Below are 25,527 nucleotides of genomic sequence, written 5' to 3'. Positions count from 1 at the left end.
TTTTGGTTACTAGACGGTGTTTACTATCAGAAAAAGGAGAAAATTAGGTGTTCCACGTGTAACATTTTGTAGAACACCTTTTTCTATTGTCGAATACAATTGAAGGGAAGAGATGAAAAGATGCTTTTTGATACTCATGCACATTTAAATGCAATTCAATACAACGAGGATTTACAAGAAGTAATAAATCGTGCTATTGCTGAAAAGGTAACCAGAATTGTTGTGGTAGGATTTGATCGTGAAACGATTACGCGAGCAATGGAGCTTACTGAAGAGTATGACATGATTTATGCAGCTGTTGGATGGCATCCTGTTGATGCGATTGATATGACGGATGAGGATTTGAATTGGATAAAAGAACTTGCTTCACATCCAAAGGTAGTAGCGATAGGAGAGATGGGCTTAGACTATTATTGGGATAAATCACCAAAAGAAATTCAAAAAGAGGTTTTTCGTAAGCAAATACAATTAGCTAAAGAGGTAAAGCTCCCAATAATCATTCATAATCGAGATGCAACCGAGGATGTTGTCGCAATTCTTAAAGATGAAGGGGCAAGTGAGGTCGGTGGGATTATGCATTGCTTTACTGGCAGTATTGAAGTTGCTAAGCAATGCATGGATATGAACTTCTATCTATCCTTCGGAGGTCCAGTAACATTTAAAAATGCTAAAAAACCTAAAGAGGTAGCGAAGGAAATACCATTAGACAGGCTATTAATTGAAACAGATTGTCCATACCTAACACCTCATCCATATAGGGGGAAACGGAACGAACCTAGCTACGTGAAATATGTGGCTGAACAGATTGCAGAGCTAAGAGGAATGAGTTTTGAGGAAATTGCGGAAAAAACATCCGACAATGCAAATAAGGTTTTCGGCATAACTCGATAACGAACGTTGTCGAGTTATGGAAGAGCTTGTCCAGTTAATGAGGAAAATCAAAAAGTTCTACATGTCTCTTCTTTTTCATAGGATATCTTTGTCGAGAACTCTTGCTTCCCTTTTGACATGTAATTAAGCATAATAGTGAGTACGTTGGAAAAATGAGACAACGTCAAGAGGGTTGACAAGATGAAAGATACTCTATATAATCCACGAGGAAGAAGGAGGCGTTTTTCATTTTTATTAAAAATATGAAAAAGCTGTTTTCCGAAAAGGTTAAAAAGAACAAAATTGTCCTTTCCGCTACTAGTTTACTAGTAATAGGTTCAGGAACAGCCTATGGTGCTTATGAAGCAACGAAGGATACTGTTTCCTTAACAATTGATGGTAAAGAAGAAAAAATTCGCACTCATGCAGATACAGTAAATGACTTATTAACAGAAAGAGATGTAACTGTTAGGGAAGAAGATGAATTATCACCTTCAAAAGATGAGAAGATTCAAGACGATATGACTATTGTCTATGAAGCTGCAATACCAATTAAGGTTGCGGTAGGTGGAGAACGAAGGACAATCTGGACAACAGCAGATACAGTAAAGGAATTAATTGAACAAGAAGATTTAGAGGTTACAGAGCACGATAAGATAAATCCAGCATTAGATACAACTATTCAAAAAGAGGTATCTTTAACCATTGATAAAGCATTTGAAGTTGCTCTAAATGTTGGCGAAGAAAAACAAAATGTATGGACTACTTCGACTACTGTCGCTGACTTTTTGAAAGAACAAAATATTAAAGTGAATGAACTTGATAAAGTTGAACCAGCTTTAACTGACGCATTAGATGGAAAAAGCAAGGTTACGGTAACCCGAATAGAAAAAGTCACCGATGTAGTGGAAGAGCCGATTGCTTTTGATGTGATTGAAAAGGAAGACAAGAACATTGAAAAAGGCAAGCAGGAAGTAATTGAATCAGGTAAAGAAGGAAAACAGAAAAAGCATTATGAAGTTGTACTAGAAAACGGTAAAGAAGTTTCTAGAAAACTCGTGAAGACGGAAACCGTTGCAGAAAGCAAGGATCGTGTTGTTGCTTTAGGTACAAAGGTTGTTCAGCAAGCTAGTACCAATACGACGACAGTCTCTCGCGGGAATGATTCAGTTTCGAATGAGTTTTATGTAAGCTCTACTGCCTATACAGCCAATTGTAATGGATGTTCAGGTAATACAGCTACAGGTTTAAACTTAAGGGCTAATCCAAATGCGAAAGTCATTGCAGTAGATCCTAGTGTCATACCGCTAGGAACTAAGGTGCATGTCGAGGGCTATGGATATGCAGTTGCAGCAGATACGGGTTCTGCAATCAAGGGGAATAAGATTGATGTCTTTTTCTCTTCAAAATCAGCTGCCTATCGATGGGGTTCGAAAAAAGTAAAGATTAAAATATTAAAATAGATTGTGAAACAGAGGGTGCTTATATCCTCTGTTTTTTTATACTATACAAAAGGTGTTTACGATGTGAGTGTTTCACTAGACCTTATTTATCTTAAGAGTGAGCGGGTGTCTAAATCACTTAGAGCCATTCATAATCTAAAGAATTAGTGCAGAAGCTTTTTTAAAGAATTAACAAAGTATATACTATTAGATATTACGATTAAATGATGTTTCTTCCTTAGTTATTAGTATAGACGGAGAGTTTCATTGAAAAGTTTCAGTATTTGGAGGAAAAAATGAAAATCAAAGAAATTATTGTTGTAGAAGGAAAGGATGACACAACAGCTATTAAGCGAGCAGTGTCTGCTGATACAATTGAAACGAACGGTTCATCAATTGGTGAGGTTGTTCTTGAACAAATAAAGCTAGCTCAACAAACAAGAGGAGTTATTTTATTTACAGATCCAGATTTTCCTGGTGAGAAAATAAGGAAGACGATAGCTGAAAAGATTCCAGGGTGTAAGCATGCTTTTTTATCGAAAGAAGCAGCGAGGCCCAAAAGGGGAAGAGGGATCGGGGTAGAACACGCTTCTCCTGATGATATTCGTCAAGCACTTCAATCCGTTCAAGAAGAAATGGAAGAATATAAAAGTGATATTACATTTGAAGATTTAATCTATGCTGGTTTAATAGGCGGTAGTCAGTCGAAGGAACGAAGAGAAAGGCTAGGTCTTTTATTAAAGATTGGTTACACGAATGGGAAACAGCTGCAGAAACGTTTGCAAATGTTCCAAATTAGTAGGGAAGCTTTTCTACAAGCTATAAACGAGATTGAAACAGGAGGCAACATAGAATGATGAAGGATATTGCAACACCAATACGTACAAAAGCAATCTTAGAAAAGTATGGGTTTTCGTTTAAGAAAAGTCTTGGGCAGAACTTTCTAATAGAGCCTAATGTGCTTACAAGGATAGTAGATCACGCAGAGGTAACAGAAGAGACAGGAGTTATTGAGATAGGACCAGGTATTGGAGCACTAACAGAGCAGTTAGCTAGAAGAGCAAAAAAGGTTGTTGCCTTTGAAATCGACCAAAGGTTATTACCAATCCTAAATGAAACGTTAAGTCCTTATCCAAATGTGAAAGTTATACATCAAGATGTTCTTGAAGCGGATTTAAAAACGGCGATTGAAGAGAATTTTCACGATTGTAAAGAAATTATGGTCGTTGCAAATCTACCTTATTATGTAACAACACCGATTATCATGAAGCTTTTAGAAGAAAAAATTCCTCTTAAAGGTATTGTTGTAATGCTACAAAAAGAGGTAGCAGACCGTATTGCTGCTAGTCCTTCATCAAAGGATTATGGCTCATTATCCATTGCTGTTCAATATTATACAGAAGCGAAAACAGTAATGACTGTTCCGAAAACGGTTTTTGTTCCTCAACCAAATGTTGATTCGGCCATTATTCGTTTATTAGTTCGTGAAAAACCACAGGTAGAAGTAGATAATGAGGACTTCTTCTTCCAAATTGTACGAGCTAGTTTTGCACAGCGTAGAAAAACCTTATTAAACAATTTAGTACATTTCCTTCCTAATGGAAAGGAAAGAAAAGCCTTTATTGAAGAAACACTTGCAGAGATAAAAATTGACGGGAAGCGTAGAGGGGAAACTCTTTCAATTGAAGAGTTTGCCTTATTAAGTAATACTCTAACTAAATAGTCACCAGTAGCTCAGCTTATCTATTCATTGTTCATGGGGGATAAGCTGAGCTTTTTTTAGCTCTAAAATATAGGGTAAAGGTTTGCCATCGACAGGCTAAAAAAAGCGAGGAGCGTTAGAGCGACACTAGTCATAATAATCTGTTCGGAAGTTTGCGATCGTATTTTGGTCGGTCAAAATGAAGTGAAAAGGGGCTAATTTATTTCTTTATCTAGTCCTTTGTAACAATGGAGACTCGAATAGACGATGAGTGACTTCCTTCACATTCTATGACTTGCTTTATATTCACCTTTTTGTGTACAGCACATAGGCTAGAAAAGGGTCCTTTTTCTAAGTGATCTTCGTAAAATGAAAGGAATTGGAATGCTTCACATCTATGTTAAATATAAGGCTCATTTAAGTTGACCTTCGTCATAAGGCGATAGCCTCACCTTCAAGCGGATAAGCTAAGGAGGCTAACCCTCCGTCTTAGGAAGAAACGGACGAAATTCCCACCTTTCTTTACTGCTAATCTTTAGTGAATAGCAATGAAGTTTACGAAAAAAGCCTTTTATATGATGAATATTGTCAGGTAGGTCTCATTTAAAGTGAATCATTCAATGGAGTGATAGGTATGCAAGTGAAGGTTGGAGATGTAGTAGGAAGAAAATCTTACCAATTGGATTTATTGTTCAGGGTGATTGATGTTAAGTCAACTGCTACAGGGGAAAAAGTAGCGGTATTATATGGAGATGAAGTGCGGCTAATTGCAGATGCTTTTTGTGATGATTTAGTGGTTGTTGATGAAATAGAGAGAAATAGTCGTAAGCAAAAAGAACAAGTGATCATTGATCAATCCTATTTTCTCTTTAGACAGGATTACCAGCTATTAAGGGAGAAGCAAGAATATACCGCGACGTCAAGTTATACTCATAATGAAGAGTTTTTCCATCTTCCTGGTCGAGTGCTACACGTGGATGGGGATCCGCTCTACTTACAGAAATGCCTTAGCTTGTATGAGAAAATCGGTGTGCCTGTAAATGGTGTTCATTTGAGTGAGAAGGAGATGCCGGAGAAGATAGGAGACCTCCTTGGGAAATATCGACCGGATATTCTAGTTGTAACAGGACATGATGCCTACTCAAAGCATAAGGGGAATGTGGAGGATCTAAATGCGTATCGCCATTCAAAGCATTTCGTCCAAACGGTGCGAAATGCTCGTGCTAAGGTACCCCATTTAGATCAGCTTGTGATATTTGCAGGGGCTTGCCAATCGCATTTTGAATCACTAATACGAGCCGGTGCTAATTTCGCAAGTTCTCCTTCAAGAGTCAACATACATGCTCTTGATCCTGTGTATATCGTGGCAAAAATTAGCTTTACCCCATTCGTTGAACGGATTAATGTATGGGACGTTTTAAGAAATACACTTACGAGAGAGAAGGGGCTCGGTGGTGTAGAAACAAAAGGAGTCCTTAGAACAGGAATGCCTTACCGTAAAACTCCTTCACAATAAATAATGGAGGCTGGGACAGAAGTGCCTGGCACCTTATCGTAACGACTATATGTACGCACTGATTTATCTAGTGCACACAATAGATTGTATCGGATGGTGCCTGGCTCTTTGTTTTGTCCCAGCCTCTTTTTTGTTTTGGGCCTTGTTAATTGGAGTAGTGGACAGGGGACTCCTGCTTAGCAAGCAAAAACGTCTGGTCAGCTTCATAAGCATAAGTCGATCTTTGTCTTCCAATGAAGAATGTGGCTTAGGGCTTAGGCTTCTGAGCTAGACTAGGGAGAAGCGTGTTAAAGAGCGAGTCTGTGAGTAGACCGAGGAGAATTTTTAAGACTGACCCCGAAAGCAAAGGCATGTAATGAGCGAGAGCCCCACTTCATTAGAATTTTTGTTAAGGGCAGGATCATGAAGATAAATTAGTAGTTAAACCCAGAGAAAAATCAACAAAAAACGAGTTTTTACTTCTCATCTTCATTTTTTTAAAATGTATATTCTTAAGTAAGTAAGTCAGTAATTTTAGTGAAATATTAGCGAAAACAAGTAATAACCAAGCGATTTAACTGAAAATCAGGAACGTTTCTCATAAATAATAAAAAAACATTCATTTTTTCACATAAAATCACTTCAGGTTGTTCAAACTATAAAGGCAGCTGTGAGAAAAATGTTGAAAATATTATATTGACAGTAAGGAAAAATAACTGATATAATGTAAATTTTATTTGACTTACATACTCGGTTTGTTGTATAATGAGATTAGTGAGGTGGATGCAATGGGAAAAACTCTAACGGATATTAAAAAATCCTTGGACGGTAATCTTGGCAGACGACTAACTCTTAGAGCTAACGGTGGTCGTAGAAAAACGATAGAACGCTGTGGTGTGCTTGCAGAAACCTATCCATCTGTCTTTGTTATTGAGCTTGATCAAGATGAAAATTCATTCGAACGTGTATCTTACAGCTATGCTGATGTGTTAACTGAAACAGTTCAATTAACATTTTTTGAAGACACAACAGGTTCATTTGCAGTTAGTGGACAGTAGACAAGCTCATTGTTTACTGTTTTTTTATATGTTTTTTAGCTTTATGTCTAAGTTTAAAAAGGGAATGTTTCCAGCATTTTTCTAACTAGAATGTGATGAACATACATAAATACCCTCTATTTTCTTCATACTAGTAATGCCTCAATTCATTTGTAAATTCCGATAACATCCTTTTGAAGGGGAGTGTTCTTGATGGGTAGACGTCGAGGAGTGATGTCTGAAAACTTTAAGTATGAGCTCGCAAAGGATTTAGGATTTTATGAAACGGTTAAAAACGAAGGTTGGGGTGCAATTAAGTCACGAGATGCCGGTAATATGGTAAAACGTGCTATTGAGTTGGCAGAATTGCAACTCTCAAAGAATACCAATGACTAAATAGATGAAGGGCTGACTACATCACTTATAAGAGGGTGGCTATAGTCAGCCCTTTTTGAATAGTATGTCTATCACTAGTATTAGTATTATCCTAGAGAAGCATGACGTGTGATGTCGTAATTACTGGTAAGGAGACGATTCACCACCTAAAAGGGCAGGGAATTAGTGTTGGTGAAGGCTGAAAAACACGGTTACGTTTCTGTTGGGACAAGAAGTAGATGAAAAAGAAGTACCTAATTCGTCAAAAAAGGGAATAATAAACAGAGTAATAGTCGAAAAAAGCTATATAAAACCTGCTTTTGTGGTACAATGTTGATACAATTTTAGATCGTTTAAGTAGGTGAGGGTATGCGTGTTTTGGAAAAAGCACCAGCTAAGATAAATTTGTCGTTAGATGTTCTCCATAAACGACAAGATGGGTTTCATGAAGTGAAAATGATTATGACTACTATTGATTTAGCTGATCGGGTTGAATTAATTGAGTTATCGAAAGATGAGATTAGAATCGTGTCGCATAACCGTTTTGTCCCGGATGATCAACGTAATTTGGCTTATCAAGCAGCAAAATTATTAAAAGATCGTTTTCAGGTGAAAAAAGGTATTTCTATCTCTATTACAAAAACAATTCCAGTAGCTGCTGGTTTGGCTGGAGGAAGTAGCGACGCAGCTGCTACCTTACGAGGCTTGAATCGACTATGGAATTTAGGCTTATCAATGGACGAGCTAGCTAAAATCGGTGCGGAAATTGGTTCGGATGTGTCATTCTGTGTGTATGGTGGTACGGCTTTGGCAACTGGTCGAGGAGAGATTATCCAACATATTGATCCACCGCCTCATTGCTGGGTTGTTCTTGCGAAACCTACAATTGGTGTTTCGACAGCGGATGTATATAAAAACTTAAAGATCCATTCACTAAAACATCCTGATGTTGATGGAATGGTAAAGGCTCTTCATCATGGTGATTATCATCAAATATGTCACCTCATGGGGAATGTTCTGGAAAGCGTTACGTTACATATGCATCCGGAGGTTTCGATCATTAAAGAACAAATGAAAAGATTTGGAGCAGATGCCGTCTTAATGAGTGGCAGTGGTCCGACAGTTTTCGGTCTTGTCCAATATGAATCACGATTACCTAGAGTCTATAACGGGCTGAGAGGTTTTTGTGATCAGGTTTTTGCTGTACGTATGTTGGGTGATGTAAACAGCCTTGATTAAATACGGATATTAAGATATATTTACATTATTAATATTCGGATTTTGGAGGTCCAATTTATGAAATTTCGTCGAAGTGGTCGTCTTGTTGATATGACTTACTACTTGCTTCATCACCCACATTCTTTGGTCCCGTTAACGTACTTCTCAGAGAGGTATCAGTCGGCTAAATCTTCAATTAGTGAAGATTTAACGATTATAAAAGAAACCTTTGAACAGCAGGGTATGGGAACACTTTTAACAGTTCCAGGTGCTGCAGGCGGGGTGAAATTCATCCCTAAGGTCGGTCAGAAAGAAGCAAAGCAATTTATTAATGAATTGTGTGAATTAATAGCCAAACCGGAACGTCTACTTCCGGGAGGGTATTTATATTTAACAGATATTCTAGGAAATCCTTCTATTGTTAATACGATAGGTCGTTTATTTGCTACTGTCTTTAGTGATCGAAAAATTGATGTTGTGATGACTGTCGCAACTAAAGGGATCCCTCTTGCGTATGCAGTAGCTGCACAGTTAGATGTCCCTGTTGTTATCGTTAGGAAAGACAGTAAGGTAACAGAAGGATCAACAGTGAGTATTAACTATGTATCTGGTTCTTCTAAGAGAATCCAAACGATGTTACTAGCTAAGAGAAGCTTACAAGAAGGATCGAATGTCTTAATTATTGATGACTTCATGAAGGCTGGAGGGACCATTAACGGAATGATTAGTTTGCTTGAAGAATTTAAGGCGAACGTTGCCGGTATTGGTGTCCTTGTTGAAACAGAAGGTGTCGAGGAACGATTAGTGGATGAATATATTTCTCTTGTAAAGCTTGCGAATGTAGATGTAAGAGAGCGTAATATTCAAGTAATGCCAGGCACGTATTATCAACGTGTATATGATAAAGAGATAGGAGAGGATTTCGTATGAAAATCGTAAGTACAAATCAAGCACCAGCAGCAATTGGTCCTTACTCTCAAGGTATTACTGTCAACAATGTATTTTATAGCTCAGGGCAAATTCCATTAACTGCTCAAGGTGAGATGATAAATGGGACGATTGAAGAGCAGACACACCAAGTTTTTCAAAACCTTCAGGCCGTTTTAAGTGAAGCGGGAGCTTCGTTGGAGACGGTTGTAAAAGCAACAGTTTTCCTAAAAGACATGGAGATGTTTGGAGCATTTAATCATGTATATGGTGAATATTTTCATGCTCACAAGCCTGCACGTTCTTGCGTTGAGGTGGCTCGTCTACCAAAAGATGCCCTTGTAGAAATTGAGGTTGTAGCTTTAGTTAAATAAGACTTATGTAAAAAACGTACTCAGGGAGGGTACGTTTTTTTTGTACTATAAAGAAAAAAACACAGCTTTTAGATGTAAGAATATGACAACAGCTTACAGAACATCGAGTAAATAGGGAAATGTCAACTATTTTGCCTAAATCTGAAAATTTTTTTGGATTATTGCAGGAATATTTAAAAAGCTGTTGAATTAGTAACTTAAGTTTTTCATATGGGGGAAAAGGTGGTGAACAGAATGGAAGTTACAGACGTAAGATTACGCCGCGTTAATACCGAAGGACGTATGAGAGCAATTGCTTCTATTACGTTGGATCATGAATTTGTTGTTCATGATATTCGCGTAATTGACGGCAATAATGGTCTCTTTGTTGCAATGCCAAGTAAGCGTACTCCGGATGGTGAATTCAGAGATATTGCACACCCTATCAATTCTAATACACGTGGAAAGATCCAAGATGCTGTATTAGCTGAGTATCATCGTTTAGGTGAACTAGAGGTAGAATTTGAAGAAGCAGGAGCTTCCTAATAATAAGAAGAAAGACTTTGCGATTACTGTGCAAAGTCTTTTTTTTCTGTTGACTGTTAAAATCCTTCTGACGCTAAGACGAAAAAGAAAAACTATGATAAAATGATAAAAATATGTACTTTTGTTTGTTGTCTTGAAATGGTTGTCGTTTTGAGATATATTTTTCTATGGATAAAAACGTACTTTACATAAACTTAGTAGAAAAGTCTAACAATATGGAGGCCTGGAATGGATAATCGGTATGCAGTGATTTTAGCAGCAGGACAGGGTACTCGAATGAAATCATCCTTGTATAAAGTGCTACATCCTGTTTGTGGCAAACCTATGGTACAGCATGTGTTAAATCAAGTTTCTAAGCTAGATCTATCTAAAACTGTTACAGTAGTTGGACATGGTGCGGAAAAAGTAAAAGCACAGCTTGGGGATGCTACAGAATATGCGCTACAAAGTGAACAGTTAGGAACTGCACATGCTGTCATGCAAGCAGCTTCTTACTTAGAGAATGAAAAAGGAACAACAATTGTTGTTTGTGGAGATACGCCGTTAATTACGTCAGAAACGATGTCAGCTCTCTTAGCTCATCACCAAGAATCTCAAGCAAAAGCGACAATTTTAACAGCTAATGCAGAGGATCCTACTGGATATGGTCGTATTGTCCGAAATGCTGAGGGGTCTGTTGAGAAAATTGTCGAGCATAAAGATGCGACTGAAACTGAGCGTAAACTTACAGAGATTAATACAGGAACATATTGTTTTGACAATGAAGAATTATTCAAAGCATTATCAAATGTGTCAAATGATAATGTGCAAGGGGAATATTACTTACCTGATGTTATTGAGATCCTTCAAAAAGAGGGGAAAATAGTTTCTGCTTATCAAACAGCTTCATTTGATGAAACTCTAGGTGTAAATGACAGAGTTGCTCTCTCACAGGCAGAGAAATTGATGAAGCTAAGAATGAACGAGAAGCATATGAGAAATGGTGTAACAATTATTGACCCAGATAACACATATATTTCCTTAGATGCTGTAATAGGTCGAGACACAGTTATATACCCTGGAACAATGATTCTTGGGGAAACAACTGTTGGCGAAGAATGTATCATTGGCCCGAATACAGAGATTAATAACTGTCGAATTGGGAATGAGACAACGATTCGTCAATCTGTAGCCTATGATAGTGAAATAGGACATAGTGTAGCAATTGGACCATTCGCCCACATTAGACCAGATTCAACAATTAGTGATGAAGTGAAAATCGGTAATTTTGTTGAAATAAAAAAATCTTCTATGGGTAAAGGCAGTAAGGCTTCTCATTTAAGTTATATTGGCGATGCGGAAGTAGGCGCTGATGTGAACCTTGGTTGTGGTTCAATTACCGTAAATTATGATGGGAAAAATAAATTCTTAACGAAGATTGAGGATGGAGCTTTTATCGGATGTAATTCAAACTTAATCGCTCCTGTGACTGTTGGAAAGGGTGCATACGTTGCAGCTGGCTCTACTGTGACGGATGATGTACCTGCAAAAGCTTTAAGTGTGGCTAGATCAAGGCAAGTGAACAAAGAAAACTATGCTGACCGTTTAAATAATAAAAATTCCTAATGGAGGTTTTCACTTTACCATGTCTAATCGTTATGGAGATTCAAATTTAAAAATATTTACGCTTAACTCGAACCCTGCGTTAGCTAAGGAAATTGCTGATGTTGTGGGAGTGGATTTAGGGAAAAGCTCTGTTACTCGCTTTAGTGATGGGGAAATACAAATTAATATCGAAGAAAGTATTCGTGGTTGTGATGTTTACATCATTCAATCAACAAGTGGCCCTGTAAATGAACATTTGATGGAATTATTAATTATGATTGATGCGCTGAAGCGTGCTTCTGCTAAGACAATTAATATTGTTATTCCTTATTATGGGTATGCAAGACAGGATCGTAAGGCAAGAGCAAGGGAACCAATCACTGCTAAACTTGTTGCGAACCTTTTAGAAACTGCTGGCTCAACACGTGTTATTACACTAGATTTACATGCTCCACAAATTCAAGGATTCTTTGATATTCCAATTGATCACTTAATGGGTGTGCCTATTTTAGGTGAGTATTTCTTAGGAAAAGAACTAGAGGATATCGTAATTGTCTCTCCGGACCATGGTGGTGTGACAAGAGCACGTAAATTAGCGGATAAGCTTAAAGCTCCAATTGCGATTATTGACAAACGACGCCCAAGACCAAATGTGTCTGAGGTAATGAATATTGTCGGTCATATTGAAGGGAAAACAGCCATCTTAATCGATGATATCATTGATACTGCAGGTACTATTACATTAGCGGCTAACGCCCTAGTAGAAAATGGTGCGAAAGAAGTATATGCATGCTGTACACACCCTGTTCTTTCTGGTCCTGCAATCGAACGTATTCAAAATTCTAAGATTAAAGAGCTAGTTGTTACAAACTCTATTCTTTTACCAGAGGAAAAACGAATTGATAAGCTAGTTGAACTATCTGTTGCGCCACTTATCGGTGAAGCAATTATTAGAGTTCACGAAAAGCAATCTGTAAGCTTACTTTTTGATTAAAACATAGACAGTCCAAATGATGAATCGTAAGGTAGGAGACCTATTTTGTATAGCAAAATAGGTCTTTTTGTACACTCTTTTCGTTCTCTTTATTGTCACTGTTCGTCATAGATTTTCAGCAGGCTATTAGTTCTTAAAGGCCTTCTAATAAAATTCTTTCAGTTATCCTTAAGGCACTAAATTCATATCTGATGTTTAGTCGTATCTAGTTATGGGAAAAATACTAGACAAGAAACCAATATGTTTTAGGAAGGTGTAACGATGACAACATTACAAGCAGTTGAGAGAACTGAATTTACAAATTCAGCACGAAGAAAAGTACGTGAATCAGGACAAGTTCCTGCTGTTATTTACGGGAAAGCAACGGAAAGTAAAGCTGTAGCTTTAGATAGTATTGAGCTAATTAAGACATTACGTGATGAAGGAAAAAATACAATTATTACGCTTGATGTCAATGGATCATCACATGCTGTTATGCTATATGATATGCAAACAGATCCACTTAAAAATGAGCTTGTTCATGCAGATTTCCACGTGGTTGATATGAAGGCTGATGTAGAAGTAGAAGTTCCGTTACATCTAACGGGTGAAGCGCAAGGTGTGAAGGATGGTGGGGTATTACAGCAGCCTCTTCATGAACTAACAATTAGTGCAAAGCCAAATAAAATCCCTCAATCAATTGATGTTGATATTTCTGAGCTAGGTGTAAATGAAACGTATCTTGTTAAGGACCTCTCAAGTAGCGCAGATTATACAATTGTACAAGATGAAGAACAGGTTATTGCATCTATTCTACCACCTCAGCAAGAAGAAGAAATTGATAGTGGTGAAGAACAAGAGCCAGGTACACCGGAAAATGAAGAAGGTAGAGAGCATAACGAATAAGGTAAATGGAATAGAGTATACTAGATGTCAGCCCTACATTTTTCTTTGTAAGGGCTGGCATTTTTTAAGTGTTTTTTATACTCAAATGAAAGAAACGTCATAATTAGACACAATGTAACAACAAGTTTTATTTAAGGTTTTTCTTATTTGTGCTATTGTTAAATTACATGAAAAAATTTAATGTTATAGAGTTGTTAGGAGGGTTTCTTATATGAAACTCATTGTTGGTTTAGGTAATCCAGGTAGGCAATATGAAAAAACAAGACATAATGTCGGTTTTATGGTGATTGATAAGCTATCTGATGAGCTTTCTATTCCACTTGATCGCCAAAAGTTTAATGGGATTTATGGAATTGGACATGTTTCTGGTGAAAAAGTGATCCTATTAAAACCACTAACTTATATGAATTTGTCTGGTGAATGTATCCGCCCTTTAATGGATTTTTATGAGATAAATGAAGAAGACCTTGTTGTAGTGTATGATGATCTTGATTTACCTGTTGGGAAGATTAGATTACGTACAAAAGGAAGTGCAGGTGGTCATAATGGAATAAAATCTATGATTCACCACTTGGGAACACAGGAATTTAATCGGATAAAAGTAGGAATCGACCGTCCAAATAATGGTATGAAGATTACAGATTATGTACTGGGACAATTTACGGAAGAAGATCAAAAAGGAATGACAGAAGCAATTGATCGATCATCTCAAGCTTGTCAAAAATGGATAGCGCAATCATTTTTACAAGTGATGAATGGGTTTAACTAAGAAATATGGATATTATCTGAATTTATAAGGTAATTATACTAGTCTAGTTTAAAATAATATGTAGAACACCTCATATGTATACCACCCTTTGAAAAGGTCCATACTAGCACTATACAAACCTTTTCTAGGAGGTACATAATGGCGTTACACTATCATTGTAGACATTGTGGTGTAAAAGTAGGAAGTCTTGAACAGCAATCTATTTCAAGTGAACAGCTTGGATTTACATCATTAACAAATGAGGAAAGACAAGAAATGATTACTTATCAACAAAATGGTGATGTACATATAAAGACAATTTGTGAGGATTGCCAAGATGCATTAAATAGAAATCCAGATTTACACCAGTACGATCGCTTTATCCAATAAATAGCTTTGGGAGTCTTCCCCAAAGCATTTTTCTGTTTACTATCACCGTACAGTTCAATGAGCTAGTGGCGGCTTACATGTTTTAGTCATAAAGGATAGAAAATATTCAATTACGATCATGTTGAGAAAATTGAGAGGGGGGCTGAGCTTGAACAGTTTGCAGCACTATTTTTATGATAATGATGATTTTAAGACAATCGTATCAGGTATCGAGGAAGGTCTTAAGGAGCAGTTAGTAGCGGGTCTATCCGGATCAGCGAGAACAGTATTTACTTCTGCATTATACCATGATGTGAAAAAATCAATTTTAATTGTTACTCATAATCTTTTTCAAGCCCAGAAGGTATACGAAGATTTAACGAATTTATTAAAAGATCATGTTTATCTTTATCCTGTTAATGACCTTATTGCATCAGAGGTTGCTATCGCAAGTCCAGAGCTAAAGGCTCAGAGGATAGAGGTTTTAAATAAACTAATTGAAGGTCAGCCTTCTATCGTTGTAGCACCAGTAGCGGGTGTAAGAAGATTATTGCCACCTAAAGCATTATGGAAGGAAAAGCAGTTCACTCTTTCTGTAGGACAGGATATAGAGCTTGATGAATATACGAACCAATTTGTTTCATTAGGATATGAGCGCGTTGATATGGTAAATGCACCAGGTGAGTTTAGTGTTCGTGGTGGAATTATTGACCTTTATCCTTTAACAGAGGAAAATGCTGTAAGGATTGAATTGTTTGATACTGAAATTGATTCTATTCGTACGTTTAACATAGAAAATCAACGTTCAATTGAGATGCTTAAAACAGTCACGATCGGTCCAGCTGTTGAAATGCTATTAAATGAAGAATCAAGAGTAAGATGTATAAAGGCAGTGGAAGATGGACTAGCAAAGAACTTGAAGAACATGAAAAATGACCAACAAAAAGAGTTGCTGGTCGAAAACATTGAGTATGACTTAGAGAAGTTAAGGACGAACCAATATTCACAAGATATTTTCAAATTTTCATCGCTCTTCTATGAACAGCCTGCTAGTTTACTAGACTACATGTCAGATGATTCAATGATCATCTTAGATGAAATTAGTAGAATTCATGAAACGTATGAACAGCTAGAACGTGAAGAAGCAGAGTGGTATACAAATTTACTGGAAGAAGGAAAAATTCTTAAGGATGTAAAAATCTCACATTCCTATTTGGAAGTAATGTCAAAGTCAAAGCAACCACTCATTTATTTATCTTTATTTCTGAGGCATGTACCCCATACAAGCCCTCAAAATATATTGAATTTGTCGTGTAAGCAAATGCAAAATTTTCACGGACAAATGCACCTCTTAAAAACAGAAATTGATCGTTGGCAAAAAGCTCAATATGCCATTGTGTTTTTAGGTGTAAATGAAGAACGTACGAAGAAATTAGAGCAAGTCTTAGAGGATTATGAGATAAAAGCCACTATCTTGAAAACAACGGATTTCATAAGGGGTGGAAGTACACTCATACTGGAGGGGGATCTCCAAACAGGATTTGAACTTCCTATGCAGAAGCTTGCGGTCATTACGGAAGAAGAACTATTTAAAAAACGAGTAAAAAAACAGGTGCGTAGACAAAAGCTATCTAATGCTGAAAGAATAAAAAGCTATTCAGAGTTAGAGGTTGGAGACTACGTTGTTCACGTTAATCATGGTATCGGAAAGTATGTAGGAATTGAAACTCTTGAAATTAAGGGAATACATAAGGATTACTTAAATATCAAGTACCAAGGTAGTGATCAATTATACGTTCCTGTAGAACAAATTGACCAAGTTCAAAAATATGTGGGCTCAGAAGGTAAGGAGCCGAAAATATATAAACTGGGTGGTAATGATTGGCGGAGAGTGAAGAAGAAGGTTGAATCATCTGTTCAAGACATTGCGGATGATTTAATTAAGCTGTATGCAGAGAGAGAAGCAAGTGAAGGGTATGCGTTTTCACCAGACGGGGAAATGCAAAAAGAGTTTGAACTAGCTTTCCCTTATCAAGAAACTGAGGACCAAATACGTTCTATTCAGGAAATCAAGAAAGATATGGAGCGTCTACGTCCAATGGATAGACTACTATGTGGAGACGTTGGCTATGGGAAGACAGAGGTTGCAATACGTGCAGCTTTTAAAGCAGTAGCAGATGGTAAGCAGGTAGCCTTACTTGTTCCAACGACAATTCTTGCTCAGCAGCATTTTGAAACAGTCCGTGAAAGATTCCAAGACTATCCGATTAATGTTGGGCTTCTCAGTCGTTTTAGAACAAGGAAAGAAATTAATGAAACGACCAAAGGTTTAGCAAATGGAACGGTAGATATGGTCATTGGTACACATAGGCTACTTTCTAAGGATATTCAGTATAAAGAATTAGGTCTTCTTATTATTGATGAAGAACAACGCTTTGGTGTTACTCATAAGGAAAAAATCAAGCAACTTAAAGCGAATGTAGATGTGCTAACTTTAACGGCAACACCAATTCCAAGAACACTGCATATGTCTATGCTTGGTGTTAGGGACCTTTCCGTTATCGAGACCCCTCCTGAAAATCGTTTCCCAGTTCAAACGTATGTTGTTGAATATAACGGTGTGCTAGTCAGGGAGTCTATTGAAAGAGAGATGGCTCGTGGAGGTCAGGTGTTCTTCTTGTATAACCGTGTAGAGGATATTGAGAGGAAAGCAGAAGAAATTTCAATGCTAGTACCTGATGCGCGTGTAACGTATGCCCATGGAAAGATGACAGAGAATGAACTAGAGTCTGTTATGCTAAGCTTTTTAGAGGGAGAATATGATGTTCTTGTGAGCACAACCATTATTGAAACAGGAGTGGATATCCCTAACGTAAACACATTAATCGTCAACGATGCAGATAAAATGGGCTTATCACAGCTTTATCAGCTACGAGGACGTGTGGGTCGTTCTAATCGAGTGGCGTACGCATACTTCACGTATCGAAAAGATAAAGTGTTAACAGAGGTTGCTGAGAAGAGACTGCAGGCGATTAAAGAATTTACGGAATTAGGATCAGGTTTCAAGATTGCAATGAGAGACTTATCAATTCGAGGTGCAGGTAACTTACTAGGTGCCCAACAACATGGCTTTATCGACTCTGTAGGTTTTGATTTATATTCTCAAATGCTAAAAGAAGCGATTGAAGAAAGACAAACAGATCAGCCGAAGGAAAAGCCAATTGATGTGGAGATAGACCTACAAGTCGATGCTTATCTTCCACAAGATTATATTACTGATAATCGTCAAAAAATTGATATGTATAAACGCTTTAGGTCAATCTCAAGTATTCAGGAGCTTGAAGAATTACAAGAAGAAATGATTGACCGTTTCGGGGAATATCCAATAGAAGTGAGCTATCTTTTCCATATTGCAAAGATCAAAGTATTTGCTATGCAGGAAAGAGTGGAATTGATTAAACAAGATAAAGAGGTAATCTCCATTCTTGTAGAGGAAGCAGCAAGTAATAAAATCGATGGTCAAAAATTATTTGATTTAAGCAATAAATATCAACGTACAGTCGGTCTTGGTATGGAAGGTTCAAGGTTAAAAATGACGATTTCAACAAAAGGGCACACGGTAGATCAGTGGCTAACAATCATCACGGAATTATTGAATGGATTATCTCAAGTGAAAAAAGAAGAAATCTCAGTAAAATAGTTTGATTGGCATGAATATGGGATATGATGGTGAGTTGTTTATCAAAAATTGTCAAAAAAACACTTTCATGATGTATATTACATCGCATGTGACGGATACTATTTTTAACAAACGGTGATTGTTACATAAGGCTTTTTTCTCAAAGGGTCTATTGGTAGTAGTGAGCGAGAAAAAAGGGCGAGTAGTGAACAAGAAGACACGTCTGATTGTGAACTTCTAACTTAGCATCTCAACTGCTATTAATAGGGAAACTATACTCTGAGGTAATGGTCTTACATAAGCAACCTTTCCTGTTTAAGTAAAGGAAACACAAATCAGGAAGATGACAATCACCTTTTTTCAAATCATCCGATGAAAGTGAGGCAACATAAGATGAAAGCAACTGGTATTGTTCGTCGTATTGATGATTTAGGTCGCGTAGTTATTCCAAAGGAAATTCGTAGAACGTTACGAATACGTGAGGGAGATCCTCTTGAAATTTTTGTGGATCGTGATGGTGAAGTTATCCTAAAGAAATATTCACCTATAAGCGAGCTAAGTGACTTTTCTAAGGAATATGCAGATGCACTTTATGATAGTCTAGGGCATCCTGTATTAATATGTGACCGTGACACATTCATCGCAGTTTCTGGTGGTTCTAAAAAGGAATATATGAATAAGAATATCGGGGATGTTGTCGAGAAGGCTATGGAAGAAAGAGGTTCAGTCCTTAAAGCGGACGCTGGTGAAACTCAAATAGCCGAAGGAATAAGTGAAGAAATTAAATCGTATACAATTGGACCTATAATTGCGAATGGAGACCCAATTGGAGCAGTCATCATTTTATCTAAAGAACAATCTATTGGTGAAGTTGAACATAAGGCTGTCGAAACTGCAGCGGGATTCTTAGCAAGGCAAATGGAGCAATAAGAGGAAGAAGAGGTGGCCTATGTGCCACCTCTTTTTCTATCCTAAGGGATCGGTAGCGTTCCACATTTGCTTTATGGTGCCAATTTTTTCTATGCTATAATAAGAAGTATTGGATTTTGAGAGGGGAAAGTAGGACAATGAATGTCCCGAAAAACAATTTATATCTAGCCATGCAAGGGGCGATGATCCTTACACTTGCTGGACTGGTAACGAAAATTTTGAGTGCTGCTTATCGTGTCCCATACCAAAATATTGTGGGGGATATAGGTTTTTATATTTATCAGCAAGTGTATCCCTTTTATGGGATGAGCGTTATTTTAGCTACATCCGGTTTTCCGGTCATTATTTCGAAAGTAGTAGTAGATCTAGGACATAACACTTCTAAAGCAACACGATCAAAGATACTGACTGTTTCGTTTTGGTTCCTAGCTGGACTAGGCTTTTTTATGTTTCTTCCATTATTTTTTTTCGCACACCCTATTGCCCAATTTATGGGCGATGTTTATTTGGCTCCATTAATAAAAGTAACCTCTTTTTCTTTTTTGCTGATTCCGTTTCTTTCTACATACAGAGGTGTTTTTCAAGCTCAGCAAGATATGAAGCCAACAGCCATCTCGCAAGTGATTGAACAAGGTGTAAGAGTTAGCTTTATCTTAGTGAGCTCGGTTTTTATGATAAAAGCGGGTTTTACTTTATATGAAACCGGTGTTGGGGCTTTCTTTTCTTCCATTTTAGGAAGTGTTGCAGCGCTTCTTTTTTTCTTTTTTTACTCGAATAAGAAAAATGAACAAGTTCGACATTTTCCCGAAGATAAGGTAAGGCTAAAAACAATATTCATTATAAGGAAAATATGTAAATATAGTTTTACAATTGGTATATGTAGCTTATTGCTTATTTTGATACAGCTTATTGATTCTTTGCATTTATACGCTTTATTAACAGATATGGGAATCGATGAAGAGACTGCAAAGAAAACAAAGGGAATTTATGATCGAGGACAACCTCTTATTCAACTAGGAACGGTGGTTGCTACATCGTTTGCATTATCGATTGTACCTGTTCTTTCGACGGCTAAGGCTGATAATCGTACAGACTTTATAACAAAGAAAATACATTTATCAATCAAGCTTTGTCTTGTCATTGCATCTAGCGCTACCATAGGTTTAATCGCTATTATGAAACCAACGAACATTATGTTATTTACTGATTCATCTGGGTCATTCCTATTAATGATCTTGATAGGCTCTATCTTCTTTACATCTCTCTGTTTAACTTTGTTTGCGATATTGCAAGGACTTGGCTTTACGGTGTTTCCTGCAATAACGGTCTTAGTTGGCACCTTAATTAAACTACTAGTAAATAGCTATCTTGTTCCTATATATGGAATTTACGGTGCGGCTAGTTCAACCACATTTGCCTACTTCGTTGTAGCTCTTAGTAATTATGTTTATTTAGCACATAAGGGCTATGTATTTAAAGAGTATAAGGCTTTGTACAAAATAATTGGAAGTAATAGTTTGATGTTATGCTCCATTCTTATCTATTTAGTATTCATGAAACAGTATGGGCTAGCCTTTGATGAACGTATAGGTGCAGCCATAACAGCATTAGCGGGAGTTGTTCTTGGAGGCTTTGTTTATGGGATAATGATCCTGAAATTAAAGGTATTTTCCCGTGAGGAATTGGTAAATATACCAATCATTAATAAAGTAATGAAATGAGGTTTTTAATCTATGGCAAAACATATTACAATAATTGGCTTAGGTGCCGGAGATGTAAATCAACTTCCATACGGTGTTTATAAGCTTCTAAAGGATACACCGAAACTATATCTTAGAACGAAAGAGCATCCTGTAATTGAACAACTAGGGGATGAAATTCGCTTTGAATCGTTTGACTATATTTATGAAAAACACGAAACATTCGAGGGCGTTTATGAGGAAATTGTTTCGTTACTCTTATCCTATGCAACGGCAGAAGATATTGTCTATGCTGTTCCTGGACATCCCCAAGTAGCTGAAAAAACAGTGCAGCTTTTACAAACTGTTGGGAGAGAAAAAGGGTATACCGTAACTGTTAAGGGTGGTCAAAGCTTTATCGACGCTATGTTCCAAGCTTTGGAAATTGACCCGGTCGAGGGCTTCCAATTAGTTGATGGTCTTGATTTTAAAAGTGAATCTCTGAATTTAAGAGGACATGTAATGATTACACAGGTTTATGATCAAATGGTTGCCTCGGAAGTGAAGCTGGCATTAATGGATCAGTTACCAGATGATTATAAAGTGAAGATTGTGACCGCAGCAGGAAGTAGAGACCAACTTATAAAAGAAGTTGAGTTATATGAACTTGATCGTGAAACAACAATTAATAATTTGACTAGCATATATGTCCCTCCAGTTAAAAATGAGGAGGTATTATATCATCAGTTTACTTCTTTTAGAGCAATCATTGCAGAATTACGGGGACCAAATGGCTGTCCGTGGGACAAGGAACAAACACATACATCCCTAAAGAAATACTTAATTGAAGAATGCTATGAGCTTTTAGAAGCAATTGAAAATGATGATATTGATCATATCGTCGAAGAGCTTGGAGATGTTCTTTTACAAGTGGTCCTTCATTCTCAAATAGGTGAAGATGAGGCAATGTTTTCAATAGATGAGGTCATCAGAGGGGTTTCTGAAAAAATGGTTCGCAGACATCCACATGTGTTCGGACAAACACAGGTGACAAACTCTGAAGAGGTAGTGACTAATTGGGATGAAATAAAGCGCAAGGAAAAAGGTGACGTACAGGAAACATCTATTCTTGACTCTGTTTCTGGGGCATTACCTGCACTCTCAAAAGCCTTCCATCTACAAAAAAAGGCAGCTAAGGTCGGTTTTGACTGGCCGTCAGTCGAAGGAGCATGGGCAAAAGTAAAAGAAGAATTATCTGAATTTGAGGAGGAGCTTTCTAAAAACCATAGCCAACAAAAAATAATGCAAGAGTTTGGTGACATTCTTTTTGCGCTTATCAATGTAGGTAGGTATTATAAAGTAGAACCGGAAGAAGCACTTACCTCTACAAACCATAAATTTTACCGTCGTTTTTCTTATATTGAGCAAATGGCAGAAAAGGCAGAGAAAGTCCTCAAAGAAATGTCTCTTGAGGAAATGGATGAGCTATGGAATCAAGCAAAGAAAATAGATAAAGAGGGGTTAGGATGAGACTAGATAAATTTTTAAAGGTATCCAGATTGATCAAAAGACGTACATTAGCGAAGGAAATTGCGGACCAAGGAAGAATATCCATTAACGGTATTCCAGCAAAAGCTAGTTCAAACGTAAAGGTGGGAGATGAGCTTTTAATTCGTTTTGGTCAAAAGTATGTTACAGTTGTCATTGATGACTTAAGAGAAACGACTAAAAAAGAAGAGGCATCGAACCTTTATCGAATTGTAAAAGAAGAACGCATTTCTGAAGAGTAATCAGTGGGCTTGTTCTAAATCGCATAGGATTGACATAAACATGAAGTAGAAAATCCTTAATGCGGAGGTAGAACATGGACCAATACTATGATAATCATTCATCTGTTCATAAAGGGACGATTCAAGAGCACGACGTCATTATGAGAGGTAGAAAGCTTTTAGAAATTACAGGTGTTAAGCAAGTTGAAAGCTTTGATACTGAAGAGTTTCTACTTGAGACTGTAATGGGTGCACTAGCCATTCGAGGTCAAAACCTACAGATGAAGAATTTGGATGTAGATAAGGGGATTGTTTCAATAAAGGGAAGCCGAATCTTTGACCTTATTTATTTAGATGACCAGCATTCGGAGAAAGCTAAAGGGCTCTTTAGCAAGTTATTTAAATGAGTCTAACAACCCAGTTTTATACAATGCTCGCAATGTTTGGCATGGGAAGTTTTATGGGAGCAGGTCTAGACACTTATGGTCGCTTTTTAAAGCGGCCATTAAGAGCTAGATGGGTAGTATTTATCAATGATCTCATGTTTTGGATTGTACAAGGCCTCATACTTTTTTATGTGCTCTTACTTGTAAATGAAGGAGAGCTTAGAGTATATATCTTCCTTGCTGTCCTATGTGGATATGCTGCATACCAGAGTTTACTAAAATCGGTGTATCTTCATATTTTAGACCGCATGATCCAAATGAGTATTCGTGTGTACCGCTTAGTCATTAGGCTAGGACAGCTTGTTGTTATTCGGCCAATTGTTGGACTAGTTCAGTTACTTATTGTTTTTTTACTGGGCATTGTTAAAATTTTATGGAGTATAGTAAAATGGGCTTTTCAATTCATCTACTCATTGGCTAAAATTATTTTAGCACCAGTACGTTTCATTTTAAGATTACTGTGGAAACTAGTTCCTAGAGTAATAAGAAATAACTTTGTTTCAAATATACAAAAATTAGCAGGAATTTTGAGAAGAATAAAGAATAAAACAAATAAAGTAAAACAATGGTGGAACAGGATAAGGAAGAAGTAAGGAGGGTTAACAATGAGTCTCGAAAGGTCTAAAAAAATAACGGAACTACAATCACAATATATGATGGAGCAGGAAAAACAACAACAGCTGGCGAGTCGTCGTAAAAAAGGCTTGTTTAGAAGGCTTACTATGTTTGGGATCATTGCTATCGTTGCTTCATCCGTTATATTCACCACCATGTTTAGTCAATCGAAAGCGATAAATGAAAAGATCGAACAACAAGAGGAGCTTGAGCAACAGTTAACAGAGTTGCAGAAGGAAGAAAAGATCCTAAGAGAAGAAATTGTGAAATTAAACGATGATGAATATATCGCTAAAATTGCAAGAAGAGACTACTTTTTATCAGATGATAATGAAATCATCTTCAATATAAAAGAGTAGCCTTGTTGACACTCGATTTTTTATTTATGTATAATAACATATAAAGATTTGATTGATTTTTTATCTGTTTAAGGAGGAGCATTATTTTTATGTCGATTGAAGTTGGCAGCAAGTTACAGGGTAAGGTGACGGGCATTACAAATTTTGGAGCATTTGTTGAACTACCAGGTGGTTCTACAGGTCTCGTACACATCAGTGAAGTAGCCGATAATTATGTGAAGGATATTAATGATCACTTAAAAGTCGGTGATGAAGTAACAGTAAAAGTTATCAACGTTGAAAACGATGGTAAGATTGGTTTATCCATTAAAAAGGCAATAGATCGCCCAGAACGCCCAGAGCGTCCGGAACGCTCCGAACGTCCTAGAAATTCAGATCGCCCAAGAAGAGGAAATGATTTCCGAAATAATAACATGAATAATAAAGAAAACTTCGAACAAAAGATGAGTCGTTTCTTAAAAGATAGTGAAGATCGTTTATCTTCACTTAAACGTAACACGGAATCTAAACGCGGCGGTCGTGGAGCTCGTAGAGGATAACTTGCTGCTTTCATATACATGATGCGGATTGGGAAAACATCAATGAGGTGTTTTCCTTTTTTTAGGATTTATTCAGGGTGATGAAATGTATAGGGATCCTTATATTAGTACGTTTTAAAATTTTTATTGACGAAATAGAATTTCGGTTGTATTATAGTTTTTGTGCTTATTTTACGAAGGCTTTGGTTTAAACACTGATTAGAGCGAGCCGTAAGCAACATGAATAATCTTCTTAGTAGGCTTGCGAGGAATGTGTCTGACAAGAGACATGACGAGCATGGTTTTAAACAAGGAGCGTTTTATACTATCATGGCGGTGTAGCTCAGCTGGCTAGAGCGTACGGTTCATACCCGTGAGGTCGTGGGTTCGATTCCCTCCGCCGCTACCATAATTTTTAGGCCCGTTGGTCAAGCGGTTAAGACACCGCCCTTTCACGGCGGTAACACGGGTTCGAATCCCGTACGGGTCATATTAGAAACTAGTTGCAATGGCAACTAGTTTTTTTGTTGTGCTATTTTCGTAAAGATTGCTGATTTCCTAATAAAGTCAAAGTGTGGGTTTCCCACTGGATCCAAGGTTTTGCTCTCACTATATAGAGAGAAGCTCTTTTCTTTCTTGCTTACCTAGGTAGTAGAAAGAACGATATCGTATTCCATCTTGATGCGGCTTTTTGGTAGATGGTATCCATGACATGTTAAATCATCCTCAAACTCCTTTGTTATTAGCGAGTGATTAAAAGGCTTATGATCGCAAGTGTGGTCTTTTCGCTAGAAAAATCATGTAATCATCAATTGACCAACAAAACCTCTTTTCGACGTGAGCTTTGAAGAATCTTTTCATATTGATTAGATATTTGTCGGTTTTTTCAAAAACAGTCGAACTGTTTTAGGGGATTACTACCTTCTTTTGACAAAATCTTTTTTCTCTCTCAGATATAATTACAAGCAATATGAATAAGTGGGGGAA

25 protein-coding genes and 2 tRNA genes are annotated in these 25,527 nt (G+C 37.2%); all 27 read left to right on the top strand.

Annotation, left to right across the window (positions count from 1 at the left end):
• Window positions 1-120 precede the first annotated feature (120 nt).
• The 27 genes from A9C19_RS20080 (at window position 121) to A9C19_RS19950 (ending at window position 25,030) form a co-directional block, all read left to right on the top strand.
• Window positions 121-891 carry a TatD family hydrolase gene (locus A9C19_RS20080; protein WP_072581530.1) on the top strand — a complete coding sequence of 257 codons (771 nt, stop codon included), beginning with the start codon at window positions 121-123 and terminating at the stop codon, window positions 889-891.
• A gap of 242 nt (window positions 892-1,133) precedes the next feature.
• Window positions 1,134-2,333, top strand: coding sequence for a resuscitation-promoting factor (locus A9C19_RS20075; RefSeq protein WP_072581529.1), 1,200 nt, complete (start codon window positions 1,134-1,136; stop codon window positions 2,331-2,333).
• 263 nt (window positions 2,334-2,596) lie between these two features.
• Window positions 2,597-3,169: a ribonuclease M5 gene (rnmV, locus tag A9C19_RS20070; RefSeq protein WP_072581528.1), complete on the top strand. Its 573-nt coding sequence runs from the start codon at window positions 2,597-2,599 to the stop codon at window positions 3,167-3,169.
• A complete protein-coding gene (gene rsmA, locus A9C19_RS20065; protein WP_072581527.1) occupies window positions 3,166-4,035 on the top strand; it encodes a 16S rRNA (adenine(1518)-N(6)/adenine(1519)-N(6))-dimethyltransferase RsmA in 870 nt (289 codons plus the stop codon). Before rnmV ends, rsmA begins: the two co-directional genes overlap by 4 nt.
• Before the next feature lie 613 nt (window positions 4,036-4,648).
• Window positions 4,649-5,530 carry a sporulation peptidase YabG gene (yabG, locus tag A9C19_RS20060; RefSeq protein ID WP_072581526.1) on the top strand — a complete coding sequence of 294 codons (882 nt, stop codon included), beginning with the start codon at window positions 4,649-4,651 and terminating at the stop codon, window positions 5,528-5,530.
• A 767-nt stretch (window positions 5,531-6,297) separates the two neighbouring features.
• Window positions 6,298-6,567 (top strand): biofilm formation stimulator Veg, encoded by a 270-nt coding sequence (veg, locus tag A9C19_RS20055; protein WP_046517522.1) that lies wholly within the window; start codon window positions 6,298-6,300, stop codon window positions 6,565-6,567.
• Between the two features lie 192 nt (window positions 6,568-6,759).
• A complete protein-coding gene (locus A9C19_RS20050; protein ID WP_072581525.1) occupies window positions 6,760-6,942 on the top strand; it encodes a small, acid-soluble spore protein, alpha/beta type in 183 nt (60 codons plus the stop codon).
• Window positions 6,943-7,290: 348 nt separating this feature from the next.
• Entirely contained in the window at window positions 7,291-8,160 is an 870-nt protein-coding gene (gene ispE, locus A9C19_RS20045; protein ID WP_072581524.1) for a 4-(cytidine 5'-diphospho)-2-C-methyl-D-erythritol kinase, read from the top strand.
• Between the two features lie 57 nt (window positions 8,161-8,217).
• The gene (gene purR, locus A9C19_RS20040; protein WP_072581523.1) at window positions 8,218-9,069 is read left to right on the top strand and encodes a pur operon repressor; all 852 of its coding nucleotides are present in this window, start codon (window positions 8,218-8,220) and stop codon (window positions 9,067-9,069) included.
• The gene (locus tag A9C19_RS20035; protein WP_072581522.1) at window positions 9,066-9,440 is read left to right on the top strand and encodes a RidA family protein; all 375 of its coding nucleotides are present in this window, start codon (window positions 9,066-9,068) and stop codon (window positions 9,438-9,440) included. The genes purR and A9C19_RS20035 overlap by 4 nt, the downstream gene beginning before the upstream one ends.
• A gap of 234 nt (window positions 9,441-9,674) precedes the next feature.
• A complete protein-coding gene (spoVG, locus tag A9C19_RS20030; protein WP_046517517.1) occupies window positions 9,675-9,965 on the top strand; it encodes a septation regulator SpoVG in 291 nt (96 codons plus the stop codon).
• Window positions 9,966-10,193: 228 nt separating this feature from the next.
• On the top strand, window positions 10,194-11,570 hold the full coding sequence (gene glmU / locus A9C19_RS20025; protein ID WP_072581521.1) for a bifunctional UDP-N-acetylglucosamine diphosphorylase/glucosamine-1-phosphate N-acetyltransferase GlmU: 1,377 nt from the start codon (window positions 10,194-10,196) through the stop codon (window positions 11,568-11,570).
• 19 nt (window positions 11,571-11,589) lie between these two features.
• On the top strand, window positions 11,590-12,543 hold the full coding sequence (locus tag A9C19_RS20020) for a ribose-phosphate diphosphokinase (RefSeq protein WP_072581520.1): 954 nt from the start codon (window positions 11,590-11,592) through the stop codon (window positions 12,541-12,543).
• A gap of 261 nt (window positions 12,544-12,804) precedes the next feature.
• Complete coding sequence (locus A9C19_RS20015) at window positions 12,805-13,428, top strand: 50S ribosomal protein L25/general stress protein Ctc (RefSeq protein ID WP_072581519.1); 624 nt, start codon at window positions 12,805-12,807, stop codon at window positions 13,426-13,428.
• A gap of 211 nt (window positions 13,429-13,639) precedes the next feature.
• Entirely contained in the window at window positions 13,640-14,197 is a 558-nt protein-coding gene (gene pth, locus A9C19_RS20010) for an aminoacyl-tRNA hydrolase (RefSeq protein WP_072581518.1), read from the top strand.
• 138 nt (window positions 14,198-14,335) lie between these two features.
• Window positions 14,336-14,566, top strand: a complete 231-nt coding sequence (locus A9C19_RS20005; protein WP_072581517.1) for an anti-sigma-F factor Fin — start codon at window positions 14,336-14,338, stop codon at window positions 14,564-14,566.
• Between the two features lie 148 nt (window positions 14,567-14,714).
• Window positions 14,715-18,245, top strand: coding sequence for a transcription-repair coupling factor (gene mfd, locus A9C19_RS20000; RefSeq protein ID WP_072581516.1), 3,531 nt, complete (start codon window positions 14,715-14,717; stop codon window positions 18,243-18,245).
• Between the two features lie 372 nt (window positions 18,246-18,617).
• Entirely contained in the window at window positions 18,618-19,154 is a 537-nt protein-coding gene (gene spoVT, locus A9C19_RS19995) for a stage V sporulation protein T (protein ID WP_072581515.1), read from the top strand.
• 137 nt (window positions 19,155-19,291) lie between these two features.
• Window positions 19,292-20,875: a putative polysaccharide biosynthesis protein gene (locus A9C19_RS19990; RefSeq protein WP_072581514.1), complete on the top strand. Its 1,584-nt coding sequence runs from the start codon at window positions 19,292-19,294 to the stop codon at window positions 20,873-20,875.
• 12 nt (window positions 20,876-20,887) lie between these two features.
• Window positions 20,888-22,363, top strand: coding sequence for a bifunctional methyltransferase/pyrophosphohydrolase YabN (gene yabN / locus A9C19_RS19985; protein WP_072581513.1), 1,476 nt, complete (start codon window positions 20,888-20,890; stop codon window positions 22,361-22,363).
• Window positions 22,360-22,623 carry an RNA-binding S4 domain-containing protein gene (locus tag A9C19_RS19980; protein ID WP_072581512.1) on the top strand — a complete coding sequence of 88 codons (264 nt, stop codon included), beginning with the start codon at window positions 22,360-22,362 and terminating at the stop codon, window positions 22,621-22,623. Before yabN ends, A9C19_RS19980 begins: the two co-directional genes overlap by 4 nt.
• A 74-nt stretch (window positions 22,624-22,697) precedes the next feature.
• The gene (yabP, locus tag A9C19_RS19975; RefSeq protein WP_072581511.1) at window positions 22,698-23,009 is read left to right on the top strand and encodes a sporulation protein YabP; all 312 of its coding nucleotides are present in this window, start codon (window positions 22,698-22,700) and stop codon (window positions 23,007-23,009) included.
• Window positions 23,006-23,641 carry a spore cortex biosynthesis protein YabQ gene (gene yabQ, locus A9C19_RS19970; RefSeq protein WP_072581510.1) on the top strand — a complete coding sequence of 212 codons (636 nt, stop codon included), beginning with the start codon at window positions 23,006-23,008 and terminating at the stop codon, window positions 23,639-23,641. Before yabP ends, yabQ begins: the two co-directional genes overlap by 4 nt.
• Before the next feature lie 12 nt (window positions 23,642-23,653).
• A complete protein-coding gene (locus A9C19_RS19965) occupies window positions 23,654-24,022 on the top strand; it encodes an FtsB family cell division protein (RefSeq protein WP_072581509.1) in 369 nt (122 codons plus the stop codon).
• Between the two features lie 89 nt (window positions 24,023-24,111).
• On the top strand, window positions 24,112-24,561 hold the full coding sequence (locus A9C19_RS19960) for a S1 domain-containing RNA-binding protein (protein ID WP_072581508.1): 450 nt from the start codon (window positions 24,112-24,114) through the stop codon (window positions 24,559-24,561).
• A 311-nt stretch (window positions 24,562-24,872) separates the two neighbouring features.
• Window positions 24,873-24,949 (top strand) — tRNA-Met (locus A9C19_RS19955).
• 9 nt (window positions 24,950-24,958) lie between these two features.
• A tRNA-Glu gene (locus tag A9C19_RS19950) sits at window positions 24,959-25,030 on the top strand.
• The last annotated feature ends 497 nt before the right edge of the window (window positions 25,031-25,527 follow it).

It is taken from the genome of Bacillus weihaiensis (genome assembly GCF_001889165.1).
Lineage (GTDB): Bacteria > Bacillota > Bacilli > Bacillales > Bacillaceae > Metabacillus > Metabacillus weihaiensis.
This window is presented reverse-complemented; position numbering and strand designations above follow the sequence as displayed.

What these genes read in the sequence shown, in the direction of transcription:
- A9C19_RS20080 (WP_072581530.1), top strand. Translation starts at nt 121, where the DNA reads ATGCTTTTTGATACTCATGCACATTTAAATGCAATTCAATACAACGAG.
- A9C19_RS20075 (WP_072581529.1), top strand. Translation starts at nt 1,134, where the DNA reads ATGAAAAAGCTGTTTTCCGAAAAGGTTAAAAAGAACAAAATTGTCCTT.
- rsmA (WP_072581527.1), top strand. Translation starts at nt 3,166, where the DNA reads ATGATGAAGGATATTGCAACACCAATACGTACAAAAGCAATCTTAGAA.
- yabG (WP_072581526.1), top strand. Translation starts at nt 4,649, where the DNA reads ATGCAAGTGAAGGTTGGAGATGTAGTAGGAAGAAAATCTTACCAATTG.
- veg (WP_046517522.1), top strand. Translation starts at nt 6,298, where the DNA reads ATGGGAAAAACTCTAACGGATATTAAAAAATCCTTGGACGGTAATCTT.
- A9C19_RS20050 (WP_072581525.1), top strand. Translation starts at nt 6,760, where the DNA reads ATGGGTAGACGTCGAGGAGTGATGTCTGAAAACTTTAAGTATGAGCTC.
- ispE (WP_072581524.1), top strand. Translation starts at nt 7,291, where the DNA reads ATGCGTGTTTTGGAAAAAGCACCAGCTAAGATAAATTTGTCGTTAGAT.
- purR (WP_072581523.1), top strand. Translation starts at nt 8,218, where the DNA reads ATGAAATTTCGTCGAAGTGGTCGTCTTGTTGATATGACTTACTACTTG.
- A9C19_RS20035 (WP_072581522.1), top strand. Translation starts at nt 9,066, where the DNA reads ATGAAAATCGTAAGTACAAATCAAGCACCAGCAGCAATTGGTCCTTAC.
- spoVG (WP_046517517.1), top strand. Translation starts at nt 9,675, where the DNA reads ATGGAAGTTACAGACGTAAGATTACGCCGCGTTAATACCGAAGGACGT.
- glmU (WP_072581521.1), top strand. Translation starts at nt 10,194, where the DNA reads ATGGATAATCGGTATGCAGTGATTTTAGCAGCAGGACAGGGTACTCGA.
- A9C19_RS20020 (WP_072581520.1), top strand. Translation starts at nt 11,590, where the DNA reads ATGTCTAATCGTTATGGAGATTCAAATTTAAAAATATTTACGCTTAAC.
- A9C19_RS20015 (WP_072581519.1), top strand. Translation starts at nt 12,805, where the DNA reads ATGACAACATTACAAGCAGTTGAGAGAACTGAATTTACAAATTCAGCA.
- pth (WP_072581518.1), top strand. Translation starts at nt 13,640, where the DNA reads ATGAAACTCATTGTTGGTTTAGGTAATCCAGGTAGGCAATATGAAAAA.
- A9C19_RS20005 (WP_072581517.1), top strand. Translation starts at nt 14,336, where the DNA reads ATGGCGTTACACTATCATTGTAGACATTGTGGTGTAAAAGTAGGAAGT.
- spoVT (WP_072581515.1), top strand. Translation starts at nt 18,618, where the DNA reads ATGAAAGCAACTGGTATTGTTCGTCGTATTGATGATTTAGGTCGCGTA.
- A9C19_RS19990 (WP_072581514.1), top strand. Translation starts at nt 19,292, where the DNA reads ATGAATGTCCCGAAAAACAATTTATATCTAGCCATGCAAGGGGCGATG.
- yabN (WP_072581513.1), top strand. Translation starts at nt 20,888, where the DNA reads ATGGCAAAACATATTACAATAATTGGCTTAGGTGCCGGAGATGTAAAT.
- A9C19_RS19980 (WP_072581512.1), top strand. Translation starts at nt 22,360, where the DNA reads ATGAGACTAGATAAATTTTTAAAGGTATCCAGATTGATCAAAAGACGT.
- yabP (WP_072581511.1), top strand. Translation starts at nt 22,698, where the DNA reads ATGGACCAATACTATGATAATCATTCATCTGTTCATAAAGGGACGATT.
- yabQ (WP_072581510.1), top strand. Translation starts at nt 23,006, where the DNA reads ATGAGTCTAACAACCCAGTTTTATACAATGCTCGCAATGTTTGGCATG.
- A9C19_RS19965 (WP_072581509.1), top strand. Translation starts at nt 23,654, where the DNA reads ATGAGTCTCGAAAGGTCTAAAAAAATAACGGAACTACAATCACAATAT.
- A9C19_RS19960 (WP_072581508.1), top strand. Translation starts at nt 24,112, where the DNA reads ATGTCGATTGAAGTTGGCAGCAAGTTACAGGGTAAGGTGACGGGCATT.